Consider the following 11,408-nt stretch of genomic DNA (forward strand, 5'->3'; position numbering starts at 1 on the left):
GCCTTTGTGTGGCAGGGGCGGGATCCGCTCCCCATCAGCTTCCCATCAAGACGGGCGGCACGGCGGTCGGCTTGACGTCTTCGCTCGGGTAGCAGCCCAGCACCTTGATGTAGCGGGTGATCTTGGTCAGCTCCAGCAGGGCGGCCTGCATGGCCGGGGTCTGCAGGTTGGCGGAGACATCCAGGTAGAACATCTCCTCCCAGGGGTTGCCCTGCACCGGACGGGATTCCAGCTTGGTCATGTTGATCTCGTGGCTGCGCAGCACCAGCAGCGCCTCCACCAGGGAGCCCGGCTTCTGGGAGGTGGACATGATGAGGGTGGTCTTGGCCGGGATCTGGGGCGCAACGTCAATGGGTTTGCGCGCCACCACGATGAAGCGGCTGTAGTTCTCCTTCTGGTTGGCGAGCTGCTCGGCCAGCACGTCCAGGCCGTAGAGCTCGCCGCCGGCGGCGCTGCCGATGGCCGCCGCCTCCGGGCTTGCCAGCTCCTTGACCTTCATCATGGCGCTGGAGGAGGAGTCGCAGATCTCGTGGCGCGCCCCTTCCAGCTTGCTGAGGTAATGGGAGCACTGCTGGAACACCTGGGGATGGGCGTAGAAGGTCTTGATGCGGGACAGCTCGGTGGGCACGGCGGTGAGGATGCAGTGCTCGATGGGATAGGTGAGCTCACCCACGATGGAGAGGGTGGTGTGCTGCATCACGTCGTACACCTCGTTGATGGAGCCCGAGCTGGTGTTCTCGATAGGCAGCACCCCGAAGGCGGCGCGGCCCGACTCCACCGTGTCCAGCACCTCGCGGAAGTTCTGGCAGTTCACCTCGATCACCTGATCCTTGTAGCGGGCCAGGTACTTGCGGGCGGCCAGGCTCGAGTAGGAGCCGCGTGGTCCCAGGTAGGCAACGCTGGTCATGGGCTCCTGCTGCTGGGGGTTGAGCAGGCTCTGTAGGTAGGCCTGCTGGGAGAGCACGGAGTCTTCGATGATGGTGTGGTAGATGCGGGTGATGTACTGGGCATCCAGTCCGAGGGCGCGCCCTTTCTGGATCAGGGCGACCAGCAAGTCCTGCTCGCGCTGGTGGTCACGGATGGGACGGGGATTGGCCTGCTTGGCGCGGGCGACCTCGATGCTGAGGGTCTTGCGTTTGGCCAGCAGGGCGAGCAGCTCCTGATCCAACTGGGTGATGTCGTGTCTGATCTCGTCGAGCGTTGCCATAGTGGTTCCCTATCCAGTGATTCTGTGGTGTGTGGTGCAAAAAAAAGCCTCCGCTGGGGAGGCTCGATTCGTCTTTGGTTTCTGTTTACGCGAATGGTTCACGTGACGACGGGCCTTCCCTCATGTGGGCCGGGTAAACGAGAAAACAAAGAAGAATGGTGTGTTCATGGGCGTGTCCTGAATGTAACGCCATAACCATTAAGGGATTTGGCGGTGCGATGCAAGTAAAACTTGCCCGGGGGCGTTGAACGGGGCAGGGTGGTGGCTCGGGTTGCCGAGGGGGAGTGAGCGTCGTTCTGGTCCCTGTTTGTGGCAACCGCCGTGACCACATCCGTGGCAACAACACATAGAGGGGACGAGACGATGGCGGTGATCTTCGATCTGGGCAGGGTGGTGGTGCGCTGGGATCCGGTGGCCATAGTGAGTGGGGTGCGCGGACCCAAGGGGGCGACAGCGATCGCGGATCAGCTGTTCAACCACCCGGACTGGCTGGAGGTGGACAGGGGGACCCTCTCCCTGCACACCATGGCCCGTCAGGCGCAGGGGCGCACCGGCCTGTCGATGGCGGAGAATCTGGCCATCTTGCAGGCTGTGCCGTCCTCCCTTGTGCCGGATCCTGCCATGGTGGCGCTCATCGAAGAATTGCACGGTGCAGGCCACACCCTCTATGCCCTCTCCAACATGGGGCACGCCAGCATCGACTGGCTGGAGCAGCATCAGTCCTTCTGGCGCTTCTTCAGCGGCAAGGTGGTGTCGGCCCGGGTGCGGATGCTCAAGCCCGAGCCCGACATCTACCGCTATCTGCTGGTGTCGTTCGGCCTCAAGGCTGGGGAGTGCCTCTTTATCGACGACAGCCCGGCCAACGTGGCGGCGGCCGAGGCGCTCGGTCTGCGGGGGCTGATCTTCACCGATCCGGCCCGGTGCCGGGCGCATCTGATCGCTCAGGGGTTGTTGCCTGCCTGAGGAGAGCCAGTTTCGCTTCGCAGCGAAAAAAGTGTGCAAAACCTTGATTGAGGGCAAATAACGTACAGCTTTATCCATGCTCTTTAAGTGTATATTCAGCTTGGTGCGGGCAAAATGGTATCCAGTTCATCATCCGGAGTTGTTGTTATGGATGCCAATGTCGTTGCGCTGCATCGGGGATACGATCAGACCTTTCAAGCCAGGGAACAGAGGCTCATCAACACCCTGGCCGGTTACAGCGAACTGCTTGTCTCCTTCTCCGGCCGACTGGAATCCTGCTACAGCATGGATCTGTGCCGGGCCAGCGGGGTGCGATTTCGCGCCATCACCCTGGACAACCCCACCCTCAGCCGCCAGTCGGTGGCCAGGGCACAGCGCTACTGCCGGCACTACGGCATCCCCCATCAGGTGCTCAAGACCGACGAGATGATCTTCAGCGCCCACCTGGGCCACCTCGCCGAGGTGACCGACCCGGTGCGCTACCTCTGCCAGCAGCTCGAACATGAAGAGGGCCCGCCGCTGCTGATGTCGGCCTCGGTGGAGGAGAAGCGGGAGTACCTGCGCCGATTCCACAGCCTGCCCGCCAACACCCTCTGGATCTTTGCCGAGCAGGGGATGACCAACCGGGATTTTCGCTACGGCTTTCACAAGCGGCAACTGGCGCTCTGGGGAGACGTGGGGGAGGCCTGCCTGAGCCGGCGGTTTGTCGATATGGCCTCCCTGGACAGGCGGCACCTGCGGATGGTCGACATGGCCGAGCAGATGCTGGTGGACATGGGGCTGGGGGGAGCCCAGGTCTTCTTCCATACCCTGGGTGACAGGGTCACCACCCTTGCGAGGATCCGGGTGCCCGAACGGCTGCGGGCCCTGGTGTTCGACATGCAGCCCACCATCCAGAAGGCCCTCAGGAGTGCCCAGTTCGATCTGGTGACCCTGGATCTGGCCACGCTGGAGGATCCCCACCCCCTGGTCATCTGAGCCGGGGCGTAACGTGAGGGGGGTCATAGGCAAGGAGGGCGCGACTCTTTATACTGCCCCCTTCGCATCCTTTATCGAGTGCCTGCCCATGAAACCCCTCTCCCGACTGCTGGTCGCCCTCTGTCTGTGCCCTCTGCTGGCCGAGGCGGCTCCCCTGCACCAGATCACCTTGCCGGATGGTCGCCAGGTGCAACTCAATGACGATTTCACCTGGGAATACCTGCTGGTCAAGCCGGCAGCCACGGTAGCCGGTCAGGCAGTGACGGCGAGTGTCGCGGCCCCGGTGCTGACCGAGCAGGCCATGGCCCATCCCGACTTGCTCTCCCAGGCGACCCGGGACGGCATCACGGTGAAGCTGGACCAGGTGGCGGGGGACGATCCCCTCAGCCTGCAGTTCGTGGTGAGCAACACCGGCAGTCGCAACGTGGTGCGCGTCAACGGCAGCCTGACCCTGTTCAGCGCCGACGGGGTGCAGCTCTCGAGCGAGCCCGTGCGCTTCTGGGTCGGGGAGAACCGCCTGCCTGACTCCTACCTGCGCAAGGGGGAGGCTCGCGCCTCCCGGGCCATCGAGCTGGCACGACCCGCCGGCCTCACCGGCAAGCCGCTGGTGCGGGTGCAGATCGACGAGGTGGAATTCCGCTAGGATGACGGCGGGGGAGCCCTCGCTCCCCCGCAGAGTGTTGCACCGGTAACCGCCAGCAATATCCGCTTACATCTGACATGGTTTGGCAACAGCTTGCTCCTCGGCGTTGCCCCCTTTGCCCGTCACAATGGCTCCATTCCAGTTAGGTCCGCCTAACTCAACCCATGGAGTCAACAAAATGCAAAAGATCGCACTGTCTGTTCTGGTTCTGGCCGGTCTCTCTTCCACCTCCGTCCTGGCGCAAGATGCCTTCAGCTATGCCAAGGGCTCTGCCACCTGGGCCCACACCAAGTCTGACTACATCGGTGGCAAGGATGGGGAGAACCGCGACTTCGGCGGCCTGAGCCTGGATCTCTCCAAGAGCTTCACCAGCAATGTCTATGGCCGGATCGGCAGCGAATACACCTCCCGCAGCAGCGGCAACGACAGCATGGCCATCTCCAGCCTGGGGATGGGTGTCTACACCCCCCTCAGCACCGGCCTGAACCTCTACGGTGAAACCGGCCTGATGGGCTACAGCCTGGAACGGGAGCTGGCCTCCGACGTGAACCACTCCGGTTGGGATACCCTGGCCCGCAAGAAGAGCGGCAGCCTCTACGGAGAAGTGGGCCTGCGCTACGACATCGGCGCCGTCGAGCTCTCCACCGGCTATCGCTACGCCAACATGACCGACGACATGCACGACTTCAAGGCGGGGGCGGCGTACAAGCTGACCCAGAACCTGGCCCTCACCGCCGACTACACCTATCGCAACTGGGATCTGCAAAAAGGCTCCATCTCCAGCCTGGGTGTGAAATACAGCTTCTGATCATCCTTCCTGCAGGGTCTTCACCTTTACCCATGACTTCGGTCATGGGTTTTTTTTATGGGGGCTGATCCGCCCGCCGCCCCCTGGCCGTATCAGTTCGCAATAGTTATACAGCTTCCAATTTTTTGTATAACTGCTATAACTTACTCAAGGCTTATACAAGGGGCTTCATCATGTACAAGATCAAGGTCGGTATCAGTGCCTGTCTGCTCGGCCAGGAAGTGCGCTTCGACGGGGGCCACAAACGATCCAGTTTCTGCGAACGGGATCTGGGTGCCCATTTCGACTATCACCCCGTCTGCCCCGAGATGGCCATTGGCCTGGGCGCACCCCGCGCCGCCATCCGGCTGGTGAAGCGCCAGGGCGAGGTGCGGGCCGAGGCAAGCAACGGCAGCTTCGACGTCACCGACAAGCTGATTGCCTTCAGCGAGCAGAAGGCACGCCAGCTCGACTTCCTCTCCGGCTACATCCTCTGCGCCAAGTCCCCCAGCTGCGGCATGGAGCGGGTGCGTATCTATGGCGCCAACAACGAGGGGAGCGCCAAGGAGGGTGTCGGCCTCTTCGCCAAGGCGCTGATGGAGGCCAACCCCCTGCTGCCGGTGGAGGAAGATGGCCGCCTGTGCGACCCCATCCTGCGGGAGAACTTCGTGCTGCGGGTCTTCGCCTACCACGACTGGCAGCAGCTCTGCGCCCGGGGGATCACCGCCTCAGCCCTGATCCGCTTCCATTCACGCTACAAGTACCTGGTGCTCTCCCACGCCACCACCCACTACCGGGCGCTGGGGCGCCTGCTCGCCAACCTTGGCAAGGCCAACCTGCAGGAGGTGGCCGACAGCTACATCCAGGGGTTGATGGCGGCGCTGACCCTGCGGGCCAACCGCCGCAGCCACACCAATGTGCTGATGCACCTGCAGGGCTACTTCAAGCGGGTGCTGACCCCGGCCCAGAAGCAGGAGCTGTGCGACACCATCGACAAGTACCGCACCGGGGTCTTCCCGTTGCTGGTGCCCCTTACCCTGATCCGCCACTACCTGCGCGAGTACCCGAACCCCTATCTCGCCGAGCAGGTGTACCTCAATCCCCATCCCGACACGCTGAAATTGCGTTACGGGCTGTGAAGGTGTGGCTGGATTTGGCCGATCAGGCCTACCTCGACCTTCATCCCGACACGCTCAAGCTGCGCTACGGGCTCTGAACACCCTGTGCAGGCCCCGGCGGATCACCGGGGCCTCTTCCCAACGTCTGATGGACTCTCTCATGTCTGATGAATCACAAGCCGCCGCGCCTCTCCCCGACGAGGGCGTCTACCCCATTCGCGAGGTCTCCCGCCTCACCGGCGTCAACGCCGTCACCCTGCGCGCCTGGCAGCGCCGCTACGGGCTGGTGCAACCGGCCCGAACCGAGAAGGGCCATCGCCTCTACAGCGAGCAGGACATCCGCCAGATAGGCGAGATCCTGAGCTGGCTGGAGCGGGGGGTGAGCATAGGTCAGGTGAAGGGGCTGTTGAGCGAGCCCCAGAGTGCGCCAGTGAGCGATCACTGGCAGCAGACCCTGGAGCAGTTCAGCCAGGCGCTGCTCGCCTTCAACCAGCGCAAGGCGGAGGCCGAGCTTGGCGATCTGCTGGCGAGCTACCCCTTCGAGCTGGTGCGCAGCCGGGTACTGCAGCCCCTGGTGGAGCGGCTGCTGGGGCTTTGGCGCGAGCGTCCCGATGGCGAGCTGCTGCAACAGGTGTGGCTCGGCTGGCTGCATACCCGCTTCGCCCGCCACCTCATCGAGCAGGAGAAGGGCATCCCCGTCACCCTGGCAAGCTGGGGGCAGGTGGGGCCGCTGGATCTTGTCTGGGCTGCGTATGAGCTCATCGGTCAGGGATATGAGGTGCAACTGCTGGGGGCGGTGGAGCCCCGCCATGCCACCTTGCTGGAGGGGCGCGCCACTCCCCCCTGGCTGATCCTGCTGGGGGCCGGGCTCGGCAAGCAGGACCAGGCAGCCGAATGGCCTGAGGGCACCCGCTTCTTTGGCGAGCTGGGACGCCTCTACGATGAGCCGTGGCGGCGTGCCCGCAACTGGCACGCCACCCTGGCAGAGGTCAGTGCGACGCCCCGCACTGCCAAGGCGAAGGGCAAGGGCGGGAGAACACCGTCATGAGGCTGGTCTGGTTTCGCAACGATCTGCGTCTGGCCGACAACCCGGCCCTGCGCCACGCCTGCGCCGGAGATGAACCGGTCGCCGCACTCTTCATCGTCTCGCCGACCCAGTGGCAGGCGCACAAGCTGGCCCCGGTCCGCCAGCGCTTCATGCTGGCACAGGTGGATGCCATGGGCCGCGAGCTGGCGGCCCTCGGCATTCCGCTTCATCTGCTGCGGGTCGAGACCTTTGCCGAGGTGCCGACGGCGCTGACGGCGCTTTGCCGGGAGCTCGGGGTGAGCCAGCTCTACGCCAACCAGGCCATCGAGATTGACGAGCTGCGCCGCGACCAGGCCGTCAGCGCCGCGCTGGGGGAGCAGGGCATGACCAGCCACTGGTTCAACGGCTGCTGCGTGCTGCCGCCCGGTCGTGTGCTGACCGGGTCGGGGGAGATGTTCAAGGTCTTCACCCCCTTCAGCCGCGCCTGGCTCAAGGCTCTCGAGGAGGATGGCTTCGTCATTCACCGTGCCCCCGCACCACGCGGCGAGCCGTTGCCGTGGCTGCCCCTGGCCGAGCGGGAGTGGGTGGACGACGGGCTGGGGGATCTGACGGCGGACACCCGCTGGCCGGTGGGGGAGGCCGAGGCGAGCCGCCGGTTGCACGCCTTTCTGGATCAGGCGGTGCTCGATTACGGCGAGACCCGGGACTTTCCGGCGCTGGCGGGCACCTCCGTGCTCTCCCCCTATCTGGCGGCGGGCATCACCAGTGCCCGCCAGTGCGTGGGGGCGCTGCAGCAGCGTCTCGGCTACCGGCCCCAGTCGAAGGCCCAACCCGGTTTCGTCTGGCTCAACGAGCTCATCTGGCGCGAGTTCTACCGCCACTTGCTGGTGCTGATCCCGAGCCTCTCCATGAACCGCCCCTTCAAGCCGGAGACGGCGGCCCTGCCGTGGAGCTGGGATCCGGATGCCTTCGCCGCCTGGTGCGAGGGGCGCACCGGCTACCCCGTGGTCGATGCGGCCATGCGTTGCCTCAACGCCACCGGCTGGATGCACAACCGGCTGCGGATGATAGTGGCGAGCTTCCTCACCAAGGATCTCCATATCCACTGGCGGCTTGGGGAGGACTACTTCATGAGTCGGCTCATCGACGGGGATCTGGCGGCCAACAATGGCGGCTGGCAGTGGGCGGCGGGGACCGGGGCCGATGCGGCGCCCTATTTCCGGGTCTTCAACCCCACCACCCAGGGGCAACGATTTGATCCACAAGGGGAGTTCATTCGTACCTGGGTCACTGAGCTGGCGGATGTGCCTGCTGCCTATCTCCACGAGCCCCACGACTGGTTGCGGCTCAAGGGGCGGCAGGATTATCCGGCCCCCATGGTGGATCATGCCGTTGCACGGGTGAGGGCCATCGAGATGTTCCGCGAACTGGAGAAAAACTAGCATGAATGACGCGCTGGCCCGCTTTGTCATCCTCTACCTGCAATTGGACAAGCATCAGTTGCACCGCTTGCCGGAGGTCTATGCCGATGAGGTGCTCTTCATCGATCCTGCGCACCGGATAGAGGGGCTGGCCGCGCTCACCCGTTACTTTTCCTCCCTTTATGAGCGCCTTGCCCAGTGCAGTTTCGAGATAACGAGTCAGCAGCAGTCGGGCAACGAAGCCTGGCTCGCCTGGGTCATGACCTTCTCCCACCCCAGGATTGCCGGTGGCCGGGCTGTCAGGGTCGAGGGTGCCACCCGGCTGACGTTCGACTCCTGGGGCAAGGTGTGCCTGCACCGGGACTACTTCGATCTCGGGGCCATGCTCTACGAGCAGTTGCCGCTGCTGGGGCCCGTGGTACGTGCCATCAAGGGGAGGCTGGGGACATGAGCGGCCGGGTGCTGATCACCGGGGCCACCTCGGGCATCGGCCGCCAGCTGGCGCTGGATTATCGGCGCGCCGGCTGGCAGGTGTGGGGTTGTGGCCGGGACGAGGTGCGCTTGCAGGCACTGGCCGACCTGGGGATCACCCCTTTGCGATTTGATGCGCGCGATAGCGCCGCCATGGCCGGAGTGGCCGCGAGTCTGCCCGCCCTCGACCTGCTCATTCTCAATGCGGGCAACTGTGAATACATGGATCCGGCAGAAGGCTTTGACGGCGCCCTGTTTGCCCGGGTCATCGAGACCAACCTCATTGCCACCGGCAACGCCCTGGCCGCCTTGCTGCCGCGGCTGGGGGCGGGTGGACGGCTTGCCATCGTCAGCTCCTCGGTGAGCTGGCTGCCCCTGCCACGGGCGGAGGCCTATGGCGCCTCCAAGGCGGCCCTCGATTATCTGGCGGATACGTTGCGCCTGGATCTGGCCAGCAAGGGCATCGGGGTGACCCTGATCCGCCCGGGCTTCGTGCAGACGCCGCTCACCGACAAGAATGATTTTCCCATGCCCTGCCTGGTGACGGTGGAAGAGGCTTCCCGCGCCATCATGACGGGGCTTGCCGCCGGTCGCCACCAGATCCACTTTCCCCGTCGCTTCATCTGGCTGCTGCGCCTGCTCGGCGCCCTGCCGACAGGGCTCTGGCTGCGCCTTGGCCGCACACTCGTTTCGAAAGGACGCCCTTCATGAAGAAAAAGATCGCCATCGTCGGCTCCGGTATCTCCGGTCTCACCGCCGGTTTTCTGCTCCACAAGCTGCATGACATCACCCTGTTCGAGGCGGCGCCGACCCTGGGAGGCCACACCGCCACCGTGGAGGTGGAACAGGCTGGGCGCCACTATGCCATCGACACCGGCTTCATCGTCTTCAATGACCGCACCTATCCCAACTTCCTCAAATTGCTGGAGCGCATCGGGGTGGGGCGCCAACCCGCCGAGATGAGCTTCTCGGTCAAGAGTCCCGAGGGGATGGAGTACAACGGCCACAACCTCGATACCCTGTTCGCCCGGCGCCGCAATCTGCTGAGCCCGCGCTTCTATCGCTTCGTTGCCGAGATCCTGCGCTTCAACCGGGAGGCGCGGACCTGGCTGGCCGCGCATCGCCAGCGGGAGCTGACCCCCGAGCTGACCCTGGGGGACTTCCTGCAGGCGGGGAAATTCAGCGACTATTTCGCCCGCCACTACATCCTGCCCATGGGAGCGGCCATCTGGTCCTCCACCCTGGCGGACATGCGTGCCTTCCCCTTGAGCTTCTTCCTGCGGTTTTTCGCCAACCACGGGCTGCTGGAGGTGGCGAACCGGCCCCAGTGGTATGTGATCCCGGGTGGCTCGCGAGAGTACATAGGGCCGCTCACGGCGGGCTGGCAGTCGCGCATCCGCCTCGCTACCCCGGTGGAGGCGGTGCGCCGGGTGGCGGATGGCGTCGTGGTCACCAGCCAGGGGCAGGAGGCCCATTTTGACGAGGTGATCTTCGCCTGTCACAGCGATCAGGCCCTGGCCCTGCTGGCGGATGCGAGCGACGGAGAGAGGGCCATCCTCGGGAACATGCCCTATCAGGCCAACGACGTCTGGCTGCACACCGACGCCTCTTGTCTGCCGATGCGCCGCAAGGCGTGGGCGAGCTGGAACTACCAGCTCGGTGAGGATGACGGGGCGCGCCCCCTGGTGAGCTACAACATGAACATCCTGCAGGGGGTAAGCTCCTCCGCGCCCTTCTGCGTCAGCCTCAATCCCCGTGGACGGGTGGACGAGAGCAAGGTGTTGCGCCGTTTCGTCTATCATCATCCGGTATTCAATCAGGGCTCCATCGCCGCCCAGCAGCGACGGGGCGAGATCTGTGGCCATCAGCATACCCACTTCTGCGGGGCTTACTGGTACAACGGTTTTCACGAGGACGGGGTGCGCAGCGCCCTGGACGTGGCCAGACGCTTCGGGGCCGAGCTATGAGCGGCGCCGCGGCCTTGACGCAGGGGGACGAGGGAATGGGGGAGGGGATCAGCGCCATCTGGCAAGGCTCGGTGCGCCATCGCCGCTTCGCCCCCAGGGCCCACGCTTTTTCATACAGCCTCTTCATGCTGGGGCTGGATCTGGACGAACTGCCCGGGCTTGAGCAGGGGCGCTGGTTTGCCGTGGAGCGGGCCGGACTGCTCTCGTTTCGCCGCGAGGACTATCTGCGGGGCAGCGAAGGGCCCCTCAAGCAGGCGGTCTGGGACAAGGTGGCGGCCCTTGGGGGGGATGCGGAGCCCGGCGGACGGGTGCTGCTCCTTGGCAACGTGCGTTGCCTCGGGTTTTATTTCAGCCCGGTCAATTTCTACTTCTGCGATCGGGCGGGGGAGACCCGCTACCTGCTGGCGGAGGTCTCCAATACCCCCTGGAACGAGCGCCACTACTACCTGCTGGATCTGGCGGCGCTCTCCCCCCATGACAAGGATTTTCATGTCTCCCCCTTCATGGGACTGGGGATGCGCTACCACTGGCGCATCCGGGCGCCGAAAGAGGAGGCGCTGATCCATATCGAGAGCCACCCCGTATCCGGTGAGAGCAAGCTGTTTGACGCCACCCTGGCCCTGCGCCGCGCGCCGCTGTCGCGCAAGGGGCTGGCGGCGCTGCTGGCTCGCTGGCCCTGGATGACCCTGAAGGTGCTGCTCGGGATCTACTGGCAGGCCCTGCGCCTTTTTATCAAACGCACCCCCGTCTTCACCCATCCGGAGAGCCGCCCGTGACGCTGACACACCCGTTTAACTCCGCTTCCTGGTGTTGTCAGCAGCCCATG

General features: G+C 64.6%; 12 protein-coding genes and 1 other annotated feature. Of the genes, 11 read left to right on the plus strand and 1 reads right to left on the minus strand.

What is annotated here, in order from left to right:
* Positions 1 to 34 precede the first annotated feature (34 nt).
* Entirely contained in the window at positions 35 to 1,207 is a 1,173-nt protein-coding gene (gene pheA, locus AB7E19_RS00880) for a prephenate dehydratase (RefSeq protein ID WP_103244400.1), read from the minus strand.
* A gap of 38 nt (positions 1,208 to 1,245) precedes the next feature.
* Positions 1,246 to 1,379 (minus strand) — a sequence feature (Phe leader region).
* 191 nt (positions 1,380 to 1,570) lie between these two features.
* On the opposite strand from pheA, the gene AB7E19_RS00885 reads away from it, so the two are divergent.
* The 11 genes from AB7E19_RS00885 (at position 1,571) to AB7E19_RS00935 (ending at position 11,358) form a co-directional block, all read left to right on the plus strand.
* The gene (locus AB7E19_RS00885; protein WP_322131503.1) at positions 1,571 to 2,170 is read left to right on the plus strand and encodes an HAD family phosphatase; all 600 of its coding nucleotides are present in this window, start codon (positions 1,571 to 1,573) and stop codon (positions 2,168 to 2,170) included.
* Positions 2,171 to 2,317: 147 nt separating this feature from the next.
* A complete protein-coding gene (locus AB7E19_RS00890; protein WP_010673314.1) occupies positions 2,318 to 3,148 on the plus strand; it encodes a hypothetical protein in 831 nt (276 codons plus the stop codon).
* An 88-nt stretch (positions 3,149 to 3,236) separates the two neighbouring features.
* Positions 3,237 to 3,791, plus strand: a complete 555-nt coding sequence (locus tag AB7E19_RS00895; RefSeq protein WP_039041373.1) for a DUF3157 family protein — start codon at positions 3,237 to 3,239, stop codon at positions 3,789 to 3,791.
* A gap of 178 nt (positions 3,792 to 3,969) precedes the next feature.
* On the plus strand, positions 3,970 to 4,599 hold the full coding sequence (locus AB7E19_RS00900; protein ID WP_039041374.1) for an outer membrane beta-barrel protein: 630 nt from the start codon (positions 3,970 to 3,972) through the stop codon (positions 4,597 to 4,599).
* Positions 4,600 to 4,772: 173 nt separating this feature from the next.
* Positions 4,773 to 5,717 (plus strand): YbgA family protein, encoded by a 945-nt coding sequence (locus AB7E19_RS00905; protein WP_010673317.1) that lies wholly within the window; start codon positions 4,773 to 4,775, stop codon positions 5,715 to 5,717.
* 139 nt (positions 5,718 to 5,856) lie between these two features.
* Positions 5,857 to 6,744, plus strand: coding sequence for a MerR family transcriptional regulator (locus AB7E19_RS00910; RefSeq protein WP_143237944.1), 888 nt, complete (start codon positions 5,857 to 5,859; stop codon positions 6,742 to 6,744).
* A complete protein-coding gene (gene phrB / locus AB7E19_RS00915; protein ID WP_322131497.1) occupies positions 6,741 to 8,165 on the plus strand; it encodes a deoxyribodipyrimidine photo-lyase in 1,425 nt (474 codons plus the stop codon). Before AB7E19_RS00910 ends, phrB begins: the two co-directional genes overlap by 4 nt.
* 1 nt (position 8,166) lies before the next feature.
* Entirely contained in the window at positions 8,167 to 8,595 is a 429-nt protein-coding gene (locus AB7E19_RS00920) for a nuclear transport factor 2 family protein (RefSeq protein WP_010673320.1), read from the plus strand.
* Positions 8,592 to 9,326, plus strand: coding sequence for an SDR family NAD(P)-dependent oxidoreductase (locus tag AB7E19_RS00925; protein ID WP_010673321.1), 735 nt, complete (start codon positions 8,592 to 8,594; stop codon positions 9,324 to 9,326). The genes AB7E19_RS00920 and AB7E19_RS00925 overlap by 4 nt, the downstream gene beginning before the upstream one ends.
* Entirely contained in the window at positions 9,323 to 10,582 is a 1,260-nt protein-coding gene (locus tag AB7E19_RS00930; RefSeq protein WP_201888513.1) for an NAD(P)/FAD-dependent oxidoreductase, read from the plus strand. The genes AB7E19_RS00925 and AB7E19_RS00930 overlap by 4 nt, the downstream gene beginning before the upstream one ends.
* Positions 10,579 to 11,358 carry a DUF1365 domain-containing protein gene (locus tag AB7E19_RS00935; protein WP_042017709.1) on the plus strand — a complete coding sequence of 260 codons (780 nt, stop codon included), beginning with the start codon at positions 10,579 to 10,581 and terminating at the stop codon, positions 11,356 to 11,358. Before AB7E19_RS00930 ends, AB7E19_RS00935 begins: the two co-directional genes overlap by 4 nt.
* Positions 11,359 to 11,408 lie beyond the last annotated feature (50 nt).

Origin of the sequence: Aeromonas sp., assembly GCF_050252055.1 — a bacterium.
Classification (GTDB): domain Bacteria; phylum Pseudomonadota; class Gammaproteobacteria; order Enterobacterales; family Aeromonadaceae; genus Aeromonas; species Aeromonas caviae.